This is a genomic window from Sphingobacterium sp. UGAL515B_05, assembly GCF_033097525.1.
Lineage (GTDB): Bacteria > Bacteroidota > Bacteroidia > Sphingobacteriales > Sphingobacteriaceae > Sphingobacterium.
Genome location: NZ_CP109907.1, coordinates 3,097,171 through 3,118,962, shown reverse-complemented (window position 1 = coordinate 3,118,962; position 21,792 = coordinate 3,097,171). Strand labels below are relative to the sequence as shown.

The following is a 21,792-nucleotide window of genomic DNA, read 5'->3' as shown; positions in this document are numbered from 1 at the left end:
AATCAAGCTTTTTTTATGTTGAACGAATAACTTTAATGTGTCAAAATTGTTAACGCTTATTTCACGTTACCCATCAATTTACGTACAACAGGCGACAAGGCTATAAGCACCACACCGGCAATCAAAGAATATAAACCTAATTGTTTATAACTCTCTGTATAAGTCACCAATTTATCCGCCAATGAACTTCCTTCCTTAGCTTCGGCCATACTAGCACCGATCAAACCTGCTACATACTGACCGTAAGCACTCGCCAAGAACCACATTCCCATCATGATACCTTGCAATCTCGCCGGAGACAATTTCGTCATAATGGAAAGACCAATTGGTGATAGACAAAGCTCCCCAACGGTGATCACTAGCAGGGCAAGTGTAAAGACATCCAATGAGGTCATACCATCGTGAGCGAATAAACGCGTAGCAAATAGGACATAATAGCCTAATCCCAAGAAAACAAAACCAAGACCAAACTTAATAATGGTATTTGGCTCAAGTTTACGTTTGCCCAGCCAAATCCAAAAAAGGCCAAAAAGAGGTGCTAATGCAATAATAAATAACGCTCCCCCTGAATTGTTAACACCATTTGGATCGAGCGTCATAACGCCCAATAAAGAATCATTCAAATGCTTTGCAGCAAAGATGCTTAATGAACCGCCACTTTGCTCATATATTCCCCAAAAAATAATCGAGAAAAGAATAAACACCAGGGCAGCAATTAACTTCTTGCGCTCTTCAGCAGTCACTTTAGACATTTCATAGAAAAGATACAACAGCGTCAATGGGCCAATTGTGTACATAAAATAGTCTGTATACTGCGTTTTTGACACCATGATCTGAATAATAGGGATAAAAATCAACGTGGCAATATATACAGCATATTCTACCCATTTTGGTAATGCCTTCGTCTTTACTATGGCCTCAGGATCCCCTGGTTGAAGTCCTATTGGTCCTAAATGCCTTTTGGTAAAGTGAAAATTCACTAAACTAACCAACATTCCTACCGCCGCCAAACCAAAAGCAACATTCCAACGATGTCCCTCAGAAATAATTGACGTCAGCATATATCCTTTACCAATCGCAACACAGATATATCCGCCTAAGAATGCACCTAAATTTATTCCCGCATAAAACAACGAAAAACCACCATCACGACGAACATCACCTTTTTTATACAGCTCGCCTACCATCGTCGATATGTTGGGTTTAAAAAAACCGGTACCTATAATGATAAATGATAAACCAAAAAAGAAATACTTATGCGGATCTGCTGCAAGAAATAAGCTCCCTACGATCATCAATAAGCCACCCCAGAATAAAGACTTTCTAAAACCAAGAATTTTGTCTGCAAACAGCCCACCTATGAATGTAAACGCATAAACAAATGCCTGTGTCGCTCCATACTGTAAATTGGCATCCTTTTCAGCAAAGTTTAGTTGTGTGATCATAAAGAACACCAACATACCGCGCATACCATAGAAACAGAATCTTTCCCACATCTCGGAAAAAAACAAACTCCAGATTTGCTTTGGGTACTTTCCGTCAAAATTTTGAATCTCTTCTAGCGATTCCCTTGTACTAACCTCCATACTAATTTATATTAATCAAAAAAGCTTCTTTCGTAAAAGAAGCTTATATATTTGTTATTTAATTCCGTGCATCAATCGTTTAATCAATGGATTAAACAGCATTACTAACAGGCCTGCTAAGGCAGGAATTGCTGTAAATAAGAAGAAGAAGTAACTCAAAGAGTGTTCCTCTTGAATGGTCTCCACTTGTCCCCCCAATACCGCTGCAACCTTCTGTGCTATAGCAATCGCTAAATACCAGATTCCAAACATAAATGCGAGCATGCGAGCCGGCACCAATTTCGATACGTAAGAGAGGCCTACCGGTGAAATAAATAATTCACCCAATGTATGGAACAAATAGGTCAGCACCAAAAATACCATCGAGATTTTAGCCCCCTGACTTATTCCTATTGATCCTAATCCAATAATGAAAAATCCTATCGCAACCAAGATCAGACCAAAGCCATATTTAAAGGCTGCTGATGGATTATACTTCGACTCCCAAATTTTGGATACTGAAGAGGCTAGTGCAATGATAAAAAATGAGTTTAGAATAGAGAACCAAGAAACTTTGATTTCTGATGCTTCTTTATTGAACTCATTGTACAACATCCAGATTACTGCTCCCCAAATCAACCCAAAACAGATAAACAATACGATATTTGAAATGGCAATTTTGTTCCAGGTTACTTTTGCCAATTTAATCAGAACCCAAGAGATAATCGAAAGCGGTACAATCGTCAATAAACCATTTACCACATTAAAGGTTGTCAATGCAGCACCAGTAAGTGATCTATCAATATTATCTCTAGCCACAAGAACTAATGAAGTTGCCCCCTGCTCAAAGCTCATAAAAAAGAAGACCAAGAAAAAAGCTAACAGCACAACTGCGAACATCCGATCCCTTACAACCTTATCATAACGCATAATCCGTGTAACAATAAGATATATGAAGAGAATTAACGCCACAATGACCATTATATACTGCCCCCTTAGAAACGGCGTATCCAAACGAGAAAATACATCAACAATACCATTCTTAGATAAAGGGTCATTAAAAGCGTATACAAAACCAATAATAGAAACTATCGCGATCAATACATAATCCCGTATGGTAAATGGATTTCTTGTATCCGTATCCTCAGCGATAACTTTATGCTCCCCAGAGGTGGACTTATTTAAAACACCAAGATTTCCCATGAGTGGTTTTGCGAAAACAAACTGCAGTGTTCCCAAAAGCATAAAGATACCAGCCAAACCGAATCCCCAATGCCAGCCATAAGTTTCGGCAATATATCCACATAGCATCATACCAAAGAAAGCACCGGCATTGACCCCCATATAAAATATGGTATAAGCGCCGTCTTTTTTTTCTGGCAGATCTTTATACATCTCACCTAAGATAGATGGCATGTTAGGCTTGAAGAAACCCGTTCCGATAACTAGACACACTAAACCAAGGAAAAACATAATCGAAGTATCAAAGGCCATGGCAGCATGGCCAAGCGTCATAATCGCCGAACCGATGATCACAGCTTTACGCGATCCAATATATTTATCCGCTATAATCCCTCCTATAATAGGAGTTAAATAGAGCATCATGGCATAGGTTCCATAAAGTGCTCCAGCTTGTTGTGCAGTCCAAGACCATCCCGAGAAAGGACTACCTTGAATAACTGCAGCAGTTAAAAACTGCATTAAGAGTACACGCATCCCGTAGAACGAAAAACGTTCCCACATTTCTGTAAAGAAAAGGACAAAAAGCCCTGAACGCTGTCCCAATACATTTGACTTAAAAAAATCAGTCGACGGGCTAGTCGTAATATCCCCGTTTAATCTCCCCATAAATAATCAACCTTTATTTTTTTGATAAAATACTTACAAAGAAACAAAAACAAAATCACTTTTGACCAAAATAAAGTTGCATAAACAAAAAAAGGCAACCCTTTGGATTGCCTTTTCGGTAACAATTTTAATATGCCTTATCTTTTGTGCAATTGCTCATAAAGATCAATAACCTTTTTCTGCAATTCAATTACTTCGCTATCGCGTTGTTGTAATTTTTGCGTCAAAGCATTCACCTCATTTACATACTCTTTGTCTTCTTCAGAATCAGAAGTAGATAAAAGTTGAACAACTGTCAAATTGAATAATTTTGAAATTTGATTCAGGCGAGACAAATTCACATCTGTAATCCCTGTTTCAATTTTAGAAAATGCTGGGATTGAGATATCCAATCGTTTTGCAACATCCTCTTGACTCCACCCCTTTTGGTGTCTAAGTAATCTGATTTTTTTTCCTAATGCATTCATCTGGTAGATATTTTAAACAAAAATAATAAATTACAATTTAATTTACATTAAATTATAATTTTTTCTCTAAAAATCTCTAAAAAACCGATCAGCCAGCACGGACAAATTAACCCCATTATAATTATTTAAACTCATAAGAAGTAAATTGTAGCCCTTTGATTTGACACCATCTAAAAATGAATAGAGTCCGTCTAAACTTACAACAACCTCTAAATCAGGATTATTAAAATTATCCTTAATATTATTTGGGACACTTTCGATATCTTTATTAAGTTCTTTACAAGAATTTATATTCACGTAGACCACAGAGACATCCGACTCTTTCATCGAGTTTGCATATTGTAACAAAAAGGAAGAATCTAAACTATCATACGAGTTTAATTCGATAATTGTGACCAATTTCTGATTAGGAAATTGCTCTTTCACGGCGTGAATACTTGACTTCACTTTATCCGCATTACAGGCATAATCCTGATAAACCACCGATCCTTCCGAGCTTGCAACAAACTCCAAATAACGAATCGAAGTATTAAAACTTTTTATTGCCTCAAAGAACTCTTTCTTTTTGATCCCCAGCCATTCGCAGATCGTATAGGCCCCAGCAATATTAGATAGGTTGTGCTTACCAAACACCTGCAAAGGAACATCTCCATCCGGTGTATTGATATAAGTTACCCCCTTATTAATTGTATAATCAGGAATCTTATAGCCATGTCTATTGATCTTACAATCTTTCGTATCTTGGAGAACCTTCTGTAACACAACATCTTCCTTATTATAAATTAAGGTACCTTTAGGCGGAATTGAGTCAATAAAATCTTCAAATTGTTTAATATATTCCTCTTGTGATATCTTCGAGTTAAACTCGTTCCATACAATACCCGAAATTAAGGCTATATTCGGTTTATAATACAAAAACTTAGACTTCGGATCAATCTTGGATGAAACATATTCATCTCCTTCGATAATAATAATCTTATTATGCTTAGTAATATCGACCAACTTATCAAAGCCCCTTAATTGAGCCCCTACCAAATAGTCAAATTCTTTTCCTAGAAATCGCATAACGTGCATCACCATGCTCGTTATGGTTGTCTTACCGTAACTTCCAGCGATAACCACCCGGATTTTATCCTGTGAAAGCTCTTGTATAAATTCTGGAAAAGAATAAATTTTAAGACCTAATTCCTGTGCTCGCTTTAATTCAGGATTATCTGCCTGGGCATGAGCACCCAAGATCACAGCATCAATATCCTCCGTCACTTTTTCCGCAAACCAGCCCAATTGATTGGGAAGCAAGCCTGCTTCAATCAAATGGGAACGGGAAGGCTCTACGATCTGATCGTCAGAACCTGTCACTTGATGCCCTTGTTTTGCCAATGAAATAGCAAGGTTATGCATCACACTACCACCTATTGCTATAAAATGAATCCGCATAGCTAAATTATCGCTTCACAAACTTGGCTGCACACCAATTATTTAAAACTTTATTGGAGATAAACTCAAAACCTAATGACGTCGCCGCATCGCTTAAGATTGCTAAATCTTCCTGCTCATAGAAACCGCTTAGGTACAGCTCACCCCCTGTTCGAATGCTTAATGCATACTGAGGTAATTGTTCTAAAAGAATGTTACGATTAATATTTGCCAAAATCACATCAAAGACCCGACCTGTTAATACTTCGTAAGATCCACAGAGCGCCTCAATATGCTCAACATGATTGAGTGCCCTATTTTCGATCACACTTTCGACACATATTTCATCATAATCCACCGCCAACACAGAATTAGCACCTTTTTTTGATGCCAAAATGGCCAGAATCCCTGTACCGCAGCCCATGTCCAAAACCTGCTTGCCATTAAAATCATTCTCCAAAATATACTGAAGCATCATCGAAGTTGTTTGATGATGGCCCGTGCCAAAAGACATCTTCGGATCTATAATGATTTCATAGGGAAACTCAGGTTTTGCCTCATGAAAAGTTGCACGCACATAGCATTGCCCCCCCACCTCAATTGGGTTGAAATTACTTTCCCACAATTTATTCCAATTCTGGTTTTCTATTTCCTGTATCTTATAATCGACCTCTAGGCCTTCATAAGGTTGAAGCATCAAAGTTTCTAATGCTTGCAAGTCAAGATTTGCAGCTGAAATATAAGCTGCAAATCCAGATTCGGTATCCTCAAAAGTATCAAAGCCAATATCAGCCAAATCAGATATCAACAAATCCTTCTGCCATTCTTCACCTGATCGCATTTGAAAGATAACCTCTACGTATTTCATTTCTAAAAATTAGCCGTTAAATACTTTAGCGATATCAATAAAATCTCTCGATTTTAAAGAAGCCCCTCCGATCAAACCACCATCGATGTCGGCTTGAGCAAACAAATCTTTTGCATTACCTGGATTACAAGACCCTCCATACAGAATACTTGTATTATCAGCAATCTCCTGACCATATTGATCAGCTAGCACCTCGCGGATAAATTTATGAACCTCCTGTGCTTGCTCAGGACTAGCTGTCAAGCCAGTACCAATTGCCCAAACTGGCTCATATGCCAATACCACAGATGCAAAAGCTTCTTTAGACAAGTGGAACAATCCATCTGTCAATTGTGTTTTGATCACATCAAAGAAAGCTCCAGATTCACGTTCTTCTCTCGTTTCTCCAATACAGAATATTGGTGTTAAATCATGTTTTAATGCAATATCCACTTTAGATGCCAACAATGCATCAGTCTCACCAAAATAAGCACGTCTTTCAGAGTGCCCCAAAATAACATGTGAAGCGCCTACTGATTTTACCTGTGAAGCCGAAATCTCACCTGTATAGGCTCCGGACTCAGCTTGGTGAATATTCTGCGCACCGATATTTACATTTGCAACATTTTTCGACAATTGCCCAAGGCTTGACAAATGAATAAATGGGCTACAAACAACCAATTCCTGGTTTCCAATCACTTCATCTTTGGCCATATTGATAATTTCAGAAAACAAGCTCAATCCTGATTGATAGTCTAAATTCATTTTCCAATTACCAGCTACGATTTTTTTACGCATGATTTTACGATTTAATTATATTTTTTGTTAAGTTGATTCAATTTATCTTTAATCTGCTCCGTGAGCTCTTCCCCTTTTGATGCATACAGCGTCTCCAAATATGCCATAAACTTATCAAATTCATAAGTTTGCACACCTCCGTCGAACACCCAAGCAAATGACGGTACAAATTTAGCATAAAAACTTGTATCTGCTAGCATGCTTGCAATTCCAATTACCGTACCTGTATTTAAAGCCGAATTGATACCAAGGCGCGTATAGTCTCCAATAAAGGCTCCGCATTTTAACAGACCTGTATCCCGAACACCGTCCAATGCATAATCGTAAATTGAAACGGTCTTTAAGTTATTCTTCAAATTGGAATTAGAGGTACCAGCCCCTAAGTTACACCAATCCCCTATCACCGAGCAACCTAGATAACCATGATGCCCCTTGGCCGAAAAATCACCTATGACCGAATTCCCGATCTCTCCCCCAATGACACTCTGCTTCCCTATCGAAACATTGCCATAAATCGTGGCGCCCATTTTCACAACAGCTCCTTTACCAAGGTACAATGGACCACGCAAATGCGCTCCCTCCATAATTGTAACATCTTCATCGATATATATGGGGCCTTGGAGGGTATTGATCGTAGCACACTCCACGCTAACACGATCGGCTACATAAAGGTCATTTCCTAACAATTGATTCGTCACAGCTATACTGGACGACTGAACATCTTGTACCAGCAGATTGAAATCACTTGTTATTTCAGTTCCTGTAAGCAAAAACAGATCTTCTACCCCCTTTAGTAGATCCACTGACGTATCAATCTCTTGTACACGATAAGAACCCATACGTGCATAACAACAAGCGATAACGTATCCACCCTGTACAAGGACCTCTCCTACACCCAAGCGCTGTATAGCCTGCAATAATACTACTGACGGGATAACGTTCTCAGACAGCCAAATAATCCCCTCTTCGTTCGAATGAGCGGCAATATAGTGTACATCAAATGCTAAAGCTAATTTTTGCCATTTCTCCCGTAAAGTCAGTATACCAACCCGAAGGTCCAAGCAAGATTTCACGAAAGTAAATGGATAAAGACTCTTTCTATCAAAAGTAGTTAATGGGGAGCTAAGCTTATCCAACAACTGGATCGAATCAAAGCAATCTGTAAAGAAGATTTTCACAAATTAAAAATAACAAAAAAAACTCGACAAATTATATTTATCGAGTTCTTAATATTGTAATATACAGATCTGCTACAATTATTTTTTGTTGTAACGGTTACGGAATTTGTCGATACGACCAGCAGTATCAACCAATTTCATTTTACCTGTATAGAAAGGGTGTGATGTATGAGAGATCTCTAGTTTTACAACTGGATACTCATTACCATCTTCCCATGTGATAGTTTCTTTAGTATCAACACAAGATTTTGTAATAAAAGCATAGTCATTTGACATATCTTTAAATACAACTAATCTGTAATTTGAAGGATGCAAATCTTTTTTCATTATTATTATGATTACGTATATTCAATTATTGAGGTGCAAAGATAACTTATAAAAATGTAACTTACAACAATTACCAAGAATAATTAGCTGAATTTTTCCACATTTTAATTAACGGCACTTATCAAGACTGCAAATGTAACATTCTTTCCCGGAACAAAAGAATAATTTTGTTTATCGACTTTTTTACCTAACTTAACTACCTACAATTAAATCACTTACATAATTATGAGCAAATTAGATGAAAAAATTGCTGCATATGTTGCAGAATCAAAAAAGCTAGGCTTATCATTAGATGAAGCATTTATTGCAAAAGTAACAAAAGGAATAGGACCTTCCATTTACAATGCAGACTCCGAAACCGTCGCTGCATCAGATCCCGAAGAACTGAACCGTATCAAACAAAATTTCTTAATCAAAAAACTAGGGCTAAAAGACGGCCCTGAGCTAGACAAAGCATTAGAGGAGGTTATTACCGCTATTGGTAAATCCAATAAAAATAAATACCGTGTATTAGTATATGCTTTATTGGCAAAGAAATTCAAAAAAGAATCTGTTTACCAATAAGCATCACCTTTTTTACTTAACTCCTAACCAAAGACCATTTCTCCAAAAAACTCGGGGAGATGGAAGTTAGGAGTTGGGTTTTCTATTTTATTCCAAGAGATAAAATGTGGTTGTTTGAGATGATCGCCACATTTATAAAAATTCCCATGTATCAGTTTACCTTTCAGCTCTACAAGATCGTCAAACTGAAATACTGCAAGTGGAATGACCTCAATCATACTCCACCGCTTATCGGAACCATTACGCTCAATTAAAGAGTAAGTACGCACCTGTTCTATTGTTGCAATGTCCAACCGATTTCTACTCGCCTTTTCGGCAGGGCCATAACCGATAAGGCCCGTTCCAATTAGATTAAATTCAAGATTATAATAATGTTTGCGTCCATCAAATGAAATAAAGAACTCCACACAACTATCTTCCCATACATTTTGATTTGTATCGGAATAATTACCCCGAAGTTGTTCTTCGATGACATCATATTGCAACACTAGATACTCCCGGGTGTAGCCAATCTTAAATTGTACCTCAGGTTTATACGGGAAAGATTCGCTCCAATTATTAAACTCCAAAGAATGCGATTCAAGATGGCTCAAGAGCTTCGACAAAGTATGATAATCTAGTGTATTGGTCAGCTCTGCTGCGATAGGCAAAATGGTTAGTTTTTTCATTCGAATATTTTTTTTACAGAAAAAAGAAGCTTCATCTACGCGATCGAAGCTTCTCAATATGATTAAAGGTATAAAATTGTTAAATGCAATCAAAAACTACCTTACGCATAAATGCTTCATTCTTTTCCATCTCCTCAACCAATTTCAGTTGCGTATTTGTACGCACAAGATTATGGTCCTCATATTTAGTCTTGTAGTAATGGTCTCCTTCCAAATAGTCCGTTAAGAAACGTACTCCTTGCATATATGGCAATAAGAAGGCTCCATCTACCAATGTTTCTTTCTCCAAAGTTGTCAAGAAGTCATTCGCTTCCTCCAAATAACCTTCGGCATATGCTTTATACAAAGCAAGATTTAGCAGAATTTTCGAAACATCCTTCTCATCCTCAGCAACGGGGTTAATAATCGTCCGAATAGCATCTCCAAAGTCGTATGCCACATAGCCCGGCATGACGGTATCTAAATCGATCACACATTGCATCTTATCCTGGCGATCTAACAATACATTATTAAACTTGGTATCATTATGTGTAATACGCAGCGGAAGTTCCCCCTTACTACCAAGTTCAAGAATGGTTTTCATTCGATCTTCACGACTAAAGATAAAATCCAATTTGTCTTTCACCGACGCTACGCGTTGACAGACATCATTAGCGATTGCTTTTCGAAGATTTTCGAGTCTAAACTCTATATTATGAAAGTTAGGAAGTACCTCAACGATCGATGAGGCATTTAAATCCGATAGCTGCTTTTGAAACAAACCAAAAGCACGACCACCTTCCGCTGCCTGTACTTCAGTCTCTACAATATCATAGCTTTTGGTATCCTCTATGAGGATAAACATGCGCCAATAATTACCCTGACTATCTTTTATATATAATTTCCCATCTTTTGTAGGAACTATTGTCAATACATAGTCGCTGATTCTTTTTCCTTCAGCGACTTTAACTTTCTTACTAAGATGCTTGGTGACAATCTCAATATTGTGCATTAATCCATCCACGTTCGGAAAAACATGGTGATTAATACGTTGTAATAAATGCGATACACCGCTATATACAGTAGTAACTACGCGATAAGTATCATTGATATGGCCAGAACCAAACGGTTGCACTGAAATGATATCTCCTTCTAATGTGAATTGTTTTGCTGCGTTCTCTACTACTAATTGGTTAAAATCAGACATTAAACTATGTTTTTTAAATCATCAATGTGCTTGCAATATCACAAATTGAATTAATAAATGATAATTTTTATTTCAATCAAACGTTTGCATGAAATTTAATAAAATTAAGCAAACGTTTGCACTTTCATTTATCCCAAATGAAATAATATATTTGTTAATAGTAGCCAGTCTTAAAGACTGTTTTCAAACAAGTAAATAACTAATATACAAACTCCTTATATCTCAAAACAATGGATAGAAGAAATTTCATAAAATCGACTGCCATCACTACAGCTGGAATCGGTGTCCTTTCAAGTACAGAATTATTTGCTCAAACAAATGGGAAAATAAAAATCGGTTTTATTGGCGTAGGCCTTAGAGGACGTAATCACGTTCAAATTGCCCTAAACAGAGATGATCTAGAAATTGTGGCTGTCTGTGACACCCAGGAAGAATCTCTAGCACAATGCCGTAAACAATTCAACGCAAAAGGCACCAAACTTCCAAAAGAGTATACTGGTGGAGTTGATGCTTACAAAAAGATGTTAAGCAATGAAAAATTAGATGCTGTCATTATTGCAACGCCTTGGCAATTCCACAAAAACCAAGCTATTGATGCAATGAAAGCTGGTCTATACGTGGGTTGCGAGGTTATTGCAGGTTTAACGCTACAAGATCACTGGGATATTGTGAAAGCATCCGAAGAAACTGGAAAACCTTACATGACCCTAGAAAATGTTGCCTTCCGTCGTGATGTACTTGCGGTATTGAATATGCACAGACAAGGACTATTTGGTGAATTGTTGCACCTGGAAGGCGGTTATCAACACGATTTACGCGAAGTATTATTCAATGACGGAAAAGCCTATTATGGCCATGGCGTTGAATATGGTCCGAAAGCGATTTCTGAGGCACAATGGCGTACACAGTTCAATATCGACCAAGATGGTGATCTATACCCTACACACGGTTTAGGTCCAATTATGCAATTTGCAGATATCAACAAGGGGAACAGATTCACTCATATCACTTCGTACTCAAGTAAAGCCCGTGGATTGGCAGCCTATGTCAATAAAGTTTCCCCGGGACATCCTAACGGTAAGATCAATTACAAAAATGGTGATATCACTCAAACGATGTTACAATGTGCGAATGGAGAAACCATGTTATTAACGCATGATACACACTTACCAAGACCTTACTCTATCGGTTTCCGCGTACAAGGAACAGACGGTATTTGGATGGATGTTGCCAAAGGTATTCACATCGAGGGTAAATCCAAACCACACACCTGGGATTCTGCAGACGAATGGGTAAAGAAATACGATCACCCAATCTGGAAAAAATATGAAGAGGTAGCAAACGGTTCTGGTCATGGCGGTATGGACTGGTTCGTATTCAATGCGTTCATTCAGGCTGTAAAACAAAAAGTACAGACTCCAATTGACGTGTATGATTCAGTAACCATGAGTGCTGTATTCCCATTATCTACCGAGTCTATTGCAAAAGGAAATAAAACGTTGGAATTCCCTGATTTCACAAAAGGAAAATGGAAAACCAAGAAAAATACCTTTATGTTAGATGATAGTGGAATGTAATTGAAAAAACACGCTTATTATCATAAAAGCCGTATTGAAAGATATACGGCTTTTTTTATGAATGCTCGACATAATCAGAATAATCCTACTATTTGGCCGGTCTTTTCCGTAAATTAGCCTAGCAAACAACTTTTTCAACTCATTATGCTTACCGAAGCAATTATTATTTTAGTCCTGATTATTCTAAACGGAATACTATCGGCATCAGAAATATCCATCGTATCCAGCAGAAAGGCAAGGCTACAGGCTGAAAGCGATAAAAACAATGCCGCTGCAAAAATAGCGCTAAACCTAAAAGAATCGCCCAACAGCTTTCTATCCACTGTACAAATAGGCATTACCCTTATTGGCATCCTAACCGGATTCTTTTCTGGCGGCAGTATTTCATCTTACCTCGTAGAGATCTTTAATAAATCCAGTATCATAGCCCCCTATAGTGAACAGCTCGCCGTTATCATTGTCGTCTTTATCATCACCTACTTTTCGTTGGTGCTTGGTGAACTGGTCCCCAAACGTATCGGTATGGCTATTCCGGAGAAGTACGCGATGCTGATTGCTTACCCGATGAACCTGCTTAGCAAAATCGTTCGGCCATTTGTATGGCTACTCAGTATGTCGACGGAGTTTATTGTCAAAATACTCAATATCAAGAGCAGCGGCAATAGTGTCACAGAAGAAGAAATTAAGGCATTAGTAGACGAAGGTGTCGACAGTGGCGTCATCGAAGGTATTGAGCACGATATCGTCGACCGTCTGTTGAGTTTAGGGGACAAAAAAGCGGTCAACCTAATGACTCACCGCAAAAACATTGTTTTTTTGGATCTGGAAGATTCCTTTGAAGAAAACAGAAAGATCATTTTAGACAACGATCATTCCATCTACCCGGTCTGTGAAGGTGGCCTCGACAATATTAAAGGCGTTGTTCATGTAAAATCATTACTCCGTCAATGCCTCCAGAACGAAGCATTTGATCTCAAAACACTTATGTTACCGATCAAGTTTGTTAACGAATTCAGTTCATCGTATAGCATTATGAATACCTTGCGTACCTCCAGTATCCATCAAGCGGTTGTCATTGATGAGTATGGGTCACCACAGGGAATTATTACTTTACGGGATATCGTTGGCGATTTGGTCGGCAACATCACAGAAAGCGACCTAAGTGCCCGTCCGACAATACGTCAATTGGAAAACGGCGATTATGTTGTCGACGGACAATATCAGATTGAGGATCTTTTGGATGAATTTGAAATCGGTCTTTCCGAAGAAGACGAAGATGAGATTAGTAACGTAACCACTGTAGGAGGCCTCGTGTTTCTAAGATTAGATCACGTACCCGAAGAAGGCGAACGTGTCCGATTTAAAAATCTAATTTTCGAAGTGCTTGATATGGATGGACATCGCATCGATAAGCTACTTCTAAAAGTGGAAGAATAAACATAAATAAGCATCAACAGAAAAGTAAAAGAGATAAAAAAGGGCCAATCAGTGTATTGATTAGCCCTTTTTTTATGATGCTATCGATCCTGATTAGTTGATCCCATGCATCATTTTTTTCAATATTGGATTGAAGACAATTAATAGCAATGCCGTAACCCCAGGAACTATTGCAAATATCATAAAGAAATAGGACATCGAATGTTCTTCTGTAATGCGATCAATGTATGAGCCTAAAAATCCACCGATAAAATTGGCAATAGCCGAAGCACAGAACCAGCAACCGAAAAGAAGTCCTAAAAATTTCTTTGGCGAAAGCTTACTAACATAAGACAAGCCAACTGGTGAAAGACAAAGCTCCCCTGCTGAATGGAAGAAATAGGCGATCACCAACCAAATCATACTGACAGACGCTGTCTTTGCTCCTTGAGGAATCTCACTTGCCCCATAAGCTAATGCTGCAAATCCAATTCCCACCAATATTAAACCTAGCGCAAACTTAACTGGTCCCGAAGGGTTCCATATCTTCTCCCAGAATTTGCTAAATGACGATGCCAGTGAAATAATAAAAAATGCATTCAATATCTGAAACCATGAGGCCCCAACTTCCGATCCGGTTATTCCAATTTCTCGAAAAACTTTCCATAAGCCCAAGCACCAAATGATACCAAATGAGACAGCGGTAAATAAAATAGTCAATGGATACTGTTTATATATTTTTCTAGCCAATGCTGTTAGGACGATCGTCACAATAACGATAGGCACAATAGTCAAAATAGTATCAATCCATTTAAATGTCACTGCCGAACTTCCAGACAGGACCCTTTGTGTATAATCCTTTGCAAAGATAGACATGGATCCGCCCGCCTGTTCAAAAGACAGAAAGAAAACCACACTAGCCAACATAAATATGGTGACAACGATTAACCTATCACGGACAACATGTGCAGGAATGACCTCCTCCTCCTCTTCGTGATTTTTGATCTTTTTTTCATGGAAAGCCTGAAGTGCTTTAGGTGAATCTCCGATAATTCCAAATATTTTTTGTCCAAAATAGAATTGCAACATCCCAAAGAACATAAATACACCAGCAAGCCCGAAACCATAATGCCAGCCAATTTTTTCGCCGATATAACCACATAGAAGCATTCCCAAAAATGAACCCGCATTGATGCCCATATAAAATATGGTATACCCTGCATCTTTTTTAGGACTTTGATCTGGATAAAGATTTCCTACCATGGAAGAAATATTCGGTTTAAACATCCCGTTACCCAAAATCATTAACACAAGACCAAGATAAAAGAAATTGGAATTCACGCCCTCAAATGCCATAGACAAGTGCCCCAAAGTCATTACCAAAGCGCCTATCAAAATCGCCTTCTTAAAACCGGTTAGCTTATCGGCAATCATTCCACCGATCAATGGGGTTAAATAGACAAAACCAGTATATAAACCGTAAAGTTTCATGGCACGTTCATTACTCCATTCCCATCCCCCATCAGCAAGGGAACTTATTAAAAATAAGGTCAACAATGCCCGCATACCGTAGTAACTAAACCGCTCCCACATCTCTGTAAAGAATAGCACAAATAATCCGGCAGGATGCCCATTTACCATCTTGTCATCGATCCCCTGCTTAGCAAGATGTGCTACAAGAACTTGATCTTTTTCTTGATTCATATAATTTCAATAATTGTTTTATAACTCAGGTTTTGTTTTTATTTTGATAAAAATCGCTTGAAGATACACTATTTTTCTATGAATTAATCAATTCCATGCATCATCTTTTTTATTTTTTTGTTACCCAGAATAAGAAATACAGCAGCCACCATAGGAATTACTGTAAATACAGCAAAGAAATATGACATGGAATGAGATTCTGTAATCTTATCAATATATGACCCAATGAAGCCCCCTATAAAATTAGCTATGGCATTGGCACAAAACCAAAAACCAAACAATAAGCCCAGGAATTTTTTGGGCGATAGTTTACTGACATAAGAAAGTCCGACCGGACCAATACATAATTCGCCCACTGTATGAAAAAAGTACGCCAACACCAACCAGATCATACTAACAGAGGCCGTCTTTGCACCGGTAGGAATCTCAGAGCTTCCAATGGATAAAGCTGCAAAACCAATCCCAACCAATGTCAGTCCCATGGCAAACTTAATTGGACCAGAAGGATTCCATACTTTCTCCCATATCTTACTAAATGATGCGGCCAGCGTAATGATAAAGAAAGAATTTAACATCGGAAACCAGGATACAGTAACTTCTGAATTCATACCATAATATTCCCGATAAACTTTCCAAAGACACAAAGACCAAATGATCACAAAAGAAATACTCGAAAAAAGTATGATCATAGGGTATTTACGTACGATTTTCTTTGCTAAAACAAACAGTACTCCGGTAATTACCACAATCGGCAACACCGTCAATGCAGCATCCAACCATTTAAATAAAACCGCCACTTCACCACTCAATACCCGTTGTGTATAATTTTTCGCAAAGATCGTCATCGAGCCACCTGCTTGCTCAAAAGCTAAATGGAAAACAATACTTGACAACATAAAAATGGCTATTACCAGCAAACGATCACGAACAATATGCTTTGGATTTTCTTCTTGACCGGCCGCAATATCGGTTAACTCGTCTCGCTTCTCTGGTGTATTTCCAATTTTTCCGAAAATGGGTTGTGCAAAATAGAACTGCAACATTCCCAAAAACATAAATACTCCGGCAAGCCCAAAGCCATAATGCCAGCCGATCTTTTCACCAATATAACCGCATAGCATCATTCCTAAAAACGCTCCCCCGTTGATGCCCATATAAAAGATGGTATAACCCGCATCCTTTTTACCGCCTTTATCCGGATATAATTTCCCTACCATCGAAGAAATATTGGGTTTGAACAATCCATTTCCCAAAACAATCAACACCAAACCCACCAAAAAGAAGCTTTTATTAAATCCCTCTAAAGCCATAGCGATATGTCCCAGCGTCATAATTATGGCTCCGACCATAATGGATTTTTTATATCCTGTTAGGCGATCGGCTATAATCCCGCCGAACAGTGGCGTTAAAAACACCATCCCGGTGTACAAACCATAAAGCTTCATGGCCTCGGAGTTGGTCCAACCCCATCCTTGTTGGGCAATGGTAGAAACCAGAAAATTTACCAACAGCGCCCGCATACCATAATAGCTAAAACGCTCCCACATCTCTGTGAAGAATAATACAAACAAGCCGGCAGGATGCCCTTGTACCAATACATGTTCCGCCCCTACTTTTTGCAAATGGGTTTCAAGAACTGCATTTTTTTCAAAATTCATGTTTTTTTAGTCGTTATTTTTCAAAATAAGGTAGTGCGATTTCCATTTATAAAATATACCATCGGTAAACGGAAAAATCCGATGATCCTCTACACAAAGAAAGAGGTTGTTCACTCGTCTTCATATACTCAAGCAAGATAGTGAAGATTTTAATAGGTTTCTAAAGAATGGACGGCAGTTTTTTTCGTTGTTGCATCCGAGCAACACTTCAATTAAAACCTATTTAACTAGCCGAGTTCTTTTCAGGAAATGGAAAGAACTCGGCTAGTTAAATATTAAATCAAAGGGCGCAAACGTTCAAGTAATTTTTTAGTAGCAAAAATACCCTCTTCTTCGCTCAACTTACTTCCCTCATATTCGATCCCCACATAACCTTTGAATTTTGCTTTTTTAACAATCTTCAACATACGCTCATAGTCAATTTGCGTTTCATTTCCATTGGCATCAAAATCATGTGTTTTGGCACTCACACCATGTGCATAAGGCATTAGATCCGTCACACCTTGATAACGATCATACTCATAGAAATTACCAAGATCAGGTAAACTTCCACAATACTTACTACCTACTGCTTTTAATGTATTGGCCAACCAGTCACCATGCGAAGAGATACCACCATGGTTTTCCACAATAATACTGATTCCTGCTTTTTTACCAATATCAGATAGCGTTGTTAAACTTTCAACAACACGTTTACTTACTTCCTCAGGAGTCCCTTTTCCAGCCGCATTGACACGGATTGCATGACAACCTAAGAAATTAGCTGCAGAAATCCACTTATAATGGTTTTGCACGGCTTGTTTTCTCTTTGTTTCATCTTCATCACCGAGATTTCCCTCACCATCAATCATAATGAGTACATTACGTACACCATTATCTTTTGCACGCATATTTAGCTCAGTAAGGTAGTTATTATCATTAGCCTTATCCTTAAAAAACTGATTTACATATTCCACCCCGTAGATACCGTATTTTTTGGCAGCTAATACCGGAAAATCCAAATTGTTCAAATCTCCCTTGAACAAGGATTTATGCAATGACCATTCAGCCAAGGAAATGTCAAACCAATCTTTCTTTGCTACCGCAAAACTCTCCAAAGAGGGAGCTAATGCTATACCAGCAGACGCTAGTGCAAGGTTTTTAAGAAAATCTCTTCTTGAATTCATGTGTTTAGATTTAATGTGTTATTTAAATATTTCCCCAGCCAGTAGTCAACACATCAACGAGGTGCAGCGTCTGAATGGGTAATTTATGTTTATCGATATAAGATTGAAGCTGTAGCAAACAAGATGAATCAGTGGAAATAATATAATCCGCATTCAGATCAAGTGCATTGCGCACTTTTTGCTCAGCCATTGCTGCGGATATTCCTTCGAATTTAACGGCAAAACTACCCCCAAACCCACAACATGTCTCGCTATCTTTCACCTCCACCATCTCCAAACCTAAGACCTTACTCAATAATTTCCGTGGTTCCTCTTTAATCTTGCACTCCCGCAAAGCCGAACAAGAATCGTGGTACACCGCAACACCCTCCAACTCAGCTCCAAAATACTCTTTTTTTAGCACGTTTACTAAAAAATCAGAGATTTCCATAACCTGTTGCTGTATTTTATGACATTGATGGGAATCTGCCGAATTTGCGAATAAATCATTATAGGCATGTCGTACCATACCAGTACAGGACGCCGAAGGAGAAATAATCACATGATCTCCCGAGAAATCACCTAAAAACTTCCGTCCGACCTGTTTTGCATCATCCCAAAATCCAGCATTATAGGCAGGCTGGCCACAGCATGTCTGCTCAGGATTATAGACAACCTCGCAGCCGACCTTTTCTAATAAACGAACCGTATTAAAAGCGGTCTCAGGGTAAAGCTGATCTATAAAACAAGGAACAAAAAGTTCTACTTTCATATGCAATTCAATCAATAAAATTAAGATTTATTGGATACTAATATCCGGATCAAAAGTAACAATCCAATTACAAAAAATAAAGAAAGAACCAATGCCGAATATCGAATATTGTGTGTAACCTGTTCTATAAACCCGAATGAGAATAATCCAATGACAATGGCAACTTTTTCTGTGACGTCATAAAAAGAGAAGAAAGCAGTCGTATCTTTGATATCGGTCGGAATTAATTTAGAATAGGTTGAACGCGATAAGGACTGAATCCCGCCCATCACTAAACCGACCAATGCAGCAATGATATAAAACTGAAGTGGGGTAGATAAATAAAAGGCCGAAATACAGATTCCGATCCAGATCATCACCACAACGATCAACACCTTGATATTCCCAAAAAGCGTAGATAAATAAGACATTAAAAATGCACCTAAGATAGCTACTAGTTGAATGAGAAGAATGGTAGCAATCAACCTTTCTGCACCTAAATGCAAAATTTTCTCCCCAAAAGAAGAGGCAACAATCATCAAAGTCTGAACACCAATTGCATAAAAGAAAAAAGCTGGCAAAAACTGTTTTATTTCAGGGATACCTTTGATCTTTTGGATAACATGGCCGAATTCATCCCGTACATTCTGAACGAAACTCTTACCTGTGTTATTCTCGGTTGCTTCGATTTTAGGCAGGTATTTAAAAGGAATCATTGAAAACCCAAGCCACCACAATCCGACCATTAGAAACGATATACGGGCCGGTAGTGAAGCATCTGTAATACCAAACCATTCAGGCTTAAGCACCACTACAAAACAAAGAATCTGTAAAGTGACACAGCCAATATAACCATAGGCAAAACCTTGCGCACTCACCTTATCTTGCTGATCGACTGTCGCCAAAAGCGGCAAATAGGAATTATTAAACAAAACACCGCCAATATACCCCATCGCTGCTAGCACAAAACAGATGATACCAATTTCCAAAGTTTCAAGTTTGAAAAAAAATAAACACATACATGCAACTGCGCCAACATAAGTGAAGAATTTCATAATCTGTTTCTTTTTTCCTTTTGCATCAGCGTACGAAGAAATAAAGGGCAAAGAAAAAGACATCAACAGATAGGCAAAAGCCAAAGAAAAATTGGAAAGTGCGGTATTGACGACTTCAATCCCAAAGAAACGAACAACATCACCATGCTCTTTTGTTGTAGTAATTGCGGTATAGTAAACAGGGAATATCGTGGAAGTAATAACAAGGTTGTATGCAGAATTGGCCCAATCGAACATGGCCCAAGAACGAATCAATTTTTTATTGTTTTTTACAATTGCTTCCATTTAAATTGGCTTAATAAGTTTGACGAATATAAGTAATTATTTTAGCCATTTCTTTACGAATTGCACTTGCTCGATCATCTATATAATTATTGTTCATAAAAGAAAATGCCAGGCGCCTTCCTGTCCGTGTGATCAAATAACCACTTTGATTATAGACAGATGTAATCGTTCCTGTTTTAGCAAAAACAAACGGTTCTCCGAGATCTTTGCTATAGGTACGTTTCAGGGTACCATCTACACCTCCAGCCGGAAAAAGACGAAACCGTTCCTTCTCATCCGGCAACTTATTTTTCAAGACGACCAATAGATCGACATTATTTTGCGGAGTCACTTTGTTATAGGACGACAAGCCCGATCCATCAAAAATGGCAACCTCAGCTGAAAAGTATTTATAAACGTTATTCTTCATCCAGTCCCGCACCAAGTAAGTATCAAATTGACCGAATTGTTTCCACGAACACATCATTAAAAATTGTTCAGCAATAAAATTATCACTTGGCAACATCATTTCACGGATTAAATTTTTGGTACTGCCGGAATAGAGTATCTTGGTATTGCTTGGTTTTTGGTAAGACAATAAGGTCACGGATTTACCTAGACTATCCGACAATAATTTAATAAATAAGCTATCAGAATAGATAAAAGGAACTTCATTGACATAGCCGTTCGGAACGGGACGTTTGGACATCCAAAAGGAATTTGCACGAAATGAACGGGAAAGTTCAAAATCACCTACCTTAGGTTCCGGCAAAAAATCCAGTGAATTTTGAAAACTAGCTGGAGAAGTTGATAAATAATTATAACCTTTTTGTCGAAAAGTGACCACATTGCCATAAATAGGAAATGTACTGATTTCAGGCTGATAATAAGCTTCAAAATCTTCCATCGCCCAACCATGCGCAAAGAACTTATTCTTCATTGTCCCTGGCACAACAAAAATGCGTTTATTCGTATTTTTTAAAAAGTTGTACACCACCCGGGTATCTAAGCGATTATGCAAAAACGTCGGATCACCTGTCCCCCAAATAAGCAGCGAGTCTCCACGTTCCACATACTCCAAACCAGGTATTGAATCCCCCAAAAGTGCTAGAGCAGCATAGGTAGTATACATCTTTGTATTGGAAGCTGGTGTAAAATGCTTATTACCATTTATATCCATGACATATTTATTGGCATTTAGGTCATACAAAGAAAAACCAACAAAATGATCATTTAATATTTTAGATTCTTGAAATAGCTGATAAACATCCTCAAAACCCTGAGCCTTCGTCACGAAACTAGCAACTGACACAAACCACAACAGCAACAATGCACTTAAAAATTTTTTCATTGCTGTA

General features: G+C 38.2%; 19 protein-coding genes. 3 read left to right on the top strand and 16 right to left on the bottom strand.

Annotated elements, in window-relative coordinates:
• Positions 1-56: 56 nt before the first annotated feature.
• The 8 genes from OK025_RS12615 to OK025_RS12580 form a co-directional block, all read right to left on the bottom strand.
• A complete protein-coding gene (locus tag OK025_RS12615; RefSeq protein WP_115046804.1) occupies positions 57-1,586 on the bottom strand; it encodes a peptide MFS transporter in 1,530 nt (509 codons plus the stop codon).
• 54 nt (positions 1,587-1,640) lie between these two features.
• A complete protein-coding gene (locus tag OK025_RS12610; protein WP_088162803.1) occupies positions 1,641-3,413 on the bottom strand; it encodes a peptide MFS transporter in 1,773 nt (590 codons plus the stop codon).
• A gap of 137 nt (positions 3,414-3,550) precedes the next feature.
• Positions 3,551-3,880, bottom strand: coding sequence for a helix-turn-helix domain-containing protein (locus OK025_RS12605; protein WP_046671770.1), 330 nt, complete (start codon positions 3,878-3,880; stop codon positions 3,551-3,553).
• A 66-nt stretch (positions 3,881-3,946) separates the two neighbouring features.
• Positions 3,947-5,317 (bottom strand): Mur ligase domain-containing protein, encoded by a 1,371-nt coding sequence (locus OK025_RS12600; RefSeq protein WP_286770958.1) that lies wholly within the window; start codon positions 5,315-5,317, stop codon positions 3,947-3,949.
• Between the two features lie 7 nt (positions 5,318-5,324).
• The gene (gene prmA, locus OK025_RS12595) at positions 5,325-6,164 is read right to left on the bottom strand and encodes a 50S ribosomal protein L11 methyltransferase (RefSeq protein WP_120333341.1); all 840 of its coding nucleotides are present in this window, start codon (positions 6,162-6,164) and stop codon (positions 5,325-5,327) included.
• 9 nt (positions 6,165-6,173) lie between these two features.
• Complete coding sequence (gene tpiA / locus OK025_RS12590) at positions 6,174-6,941, bottom strand: triose-phosphate isomerase (RefSeq protein WP_120333340.1); 768 nt, start codon at positions 6,939-6,941, stop codon at positions 6,174-6,176.
• A gap of 11 nt (positions 6,942-6,952) precedes the next feature.
• A complete protein-coding gene (locus tag OK025_RS12585) occupies positions 6,953-8,119 on the bottom strand; it encodes a putative sugar nucleotidyl transferase (protein ID WP_317669713.1) in 1,167 nt (388 codons plus the stop codon).
• 78 nt (positions 8,120-8,197) lie between these two features.
• On the bottom strand, positions 8,198-8,446 hold the full coding sequence (locus OK025_RS12580) for a type B 50S ribosomal protein L31 (protein WP_046671774.1): 249 nt from the start codon (positions 8,444-8,446) through the stop codon (positions 8,198-8,200).
• 225 nt (positions 8,447-8,671) lie between these two features.
• On the opposite strand from OK025_RS12580, the gene OK025_RS12575 reads away from it, so the two are divergent.
• The gene (locus OK025_RS12575) at positions 8,672-9,010 is read left to right on the top strand and encodes a DUF2853 family protein (protein ID WP_317669712.1); all 339 of its coding nucleotides are present in this window, start codon (positions 8,672-8,674) and stop codon (positions 9,008-9,010) included.
• Positions 9,011-9,033: 23 nt separating this feature from the next.
• On the opposite strand, the gene OK025_RS12570 is transcribed toward OK025_RS12575, so the two are convergent.
• Together OK025_RS12570 and OK025_RS12565 are read right to left on the bottom strand one after the other, a co-directional pair.
• Positions 9,034-9,678 carry a carbohydrate-binding family 9-like protein gene (locus OK025_RS12570; RefSeq protein WP_317669711.1) on the bottom strand — a complete coding sequence of 215 codons (645 nt, stop codon included), beginning with the start codon at positions 9,676-9,678 and terminating at the stop codon, positions 9,034-9,036.
• A gap of 79 nt (positions 9,679-9,757) precedes the next feature.
• The gene (locus OK025_RS12565) at positions 9,758-10,864 is read right to left on the bottom strand and encodes an aminoglycoside phosphotransferase family protein (RefSeq protein WP_317669710.1); all 1,107 of its coding nucleotides are present in this window, start codon (positions 10,862-10,864) and stop codon (positions 9,758-9,760) included.
• Between the two features lie 230 nt (positions 10,865-11,094).
• Here OK025_RS12565 and OK025_RS12560 point away from each other — a divergent pair, with 230 nt between their 5' ends.
• Positions 11,095-12,441: a Gfo/Idh/MocA family protein gene (locus tag OK025_RS12560; protein WP_317669709.1), complete on the top strand. Its 1,347-nt coding sequence runs from the start codon at positions 11,095-11,097 to the stop codon at positions 12,439-12,441.
• A gap of 144 nt (positions 12,442-12,585) precedes the next feature.
• Positions 12,586-13,878 (top strand): hemolysin family protein, encoded by a 1,293-nt coding sequence (locus tag OK025_RS12555; protein WP_317669708.1) that lies wholly within the window; start codon positions 12,586-12,588, stop codon positions 13,876-13,878.
• A 93-nt stretch (positions 13,879-13,971) separates the two neighbouring features.
• Here the strand turns inward: OK025_RS12555 and OK025_RS12550 are convergent, their stop codons facing one another.
• The 6 genes from OK025_RS12550 to OK025_RS12525 all read right to left on the bottom strand — a co-directional run bounded on the left by OK025_RS12550 (position 13,972) and on the right by OK025_RS12525 (position 21,785).
• Entirely contained in the window at positions 13,972-15,561 is a 1,590-nt protein-coding gene (locus OK025_RS12550) for a peptide MFS transporter (RefSeq protein WP_317669707.1), read from the bottom strand.
• An 83-nt stretch (positions 15,562-15,644) separates the two neighbouring features.
• Positions 15,645-17,219: a peptide MFS transporter gene (locus tag OK025_RS12545; RefSeq protein WP_317669706.1), complete on the bottom strand. Its 1,575-nt coding sequence runs from the start codon at positions 17,217-17,219 to the stop codon at positions 15,645-15,647.
• A 275-nt stretch (positions 17,220-17,494) separates the two neighbouring features.
• Positions 17,495-18,385 (bottom strand): TIM barrel protein, encoded by an 891-nt coding sequence (locus OK025_RS12540; RefSeq protein WP_286753181.1) that lies wholly within the window; start codon positions 18,383-18,385, stop codon positions 17,495-17,497.
• Positions 18,386-18,407: 22 nt separating this feature from the next.
• On the bottom strand, positions 18,408-19,136 hold the full coding sequence (locus OK025_RS12535; protein ID WP_313187393.1) for a (Fe-S)-binding protein: 729 nt from the start codon (positions 19,134-19,136) through the stop codon (positions 18,408-18,410).
• A gap of 20 nt (positions 19,137-19,156) precedes the next feature.
• Positions 19,157-20,455 (bottom strand): MFS transporter, encoded by a 1,299-nt coding sequence (locus OK025_RS12530; protein WP_317669705.1) that lies wholly within the window; start codon positions 20,453-20,455, stop codon positions 19,157-19,159.
• 10 nt (positions 20,456-20,465) lie between these two features.
• A complete protein-coding gene (locus OK025_RS12525; RefSeq protein ID WP_317669704.1) occupies positions 20,466-21,785 on the bottom strand; it encodes a D-alanyl-D-alanine carboxypeptidase in 1,320 nt (439 codons plus the stop codon).
• Positions 21,786-21,792: the final 7 nt, after the last annotated feature.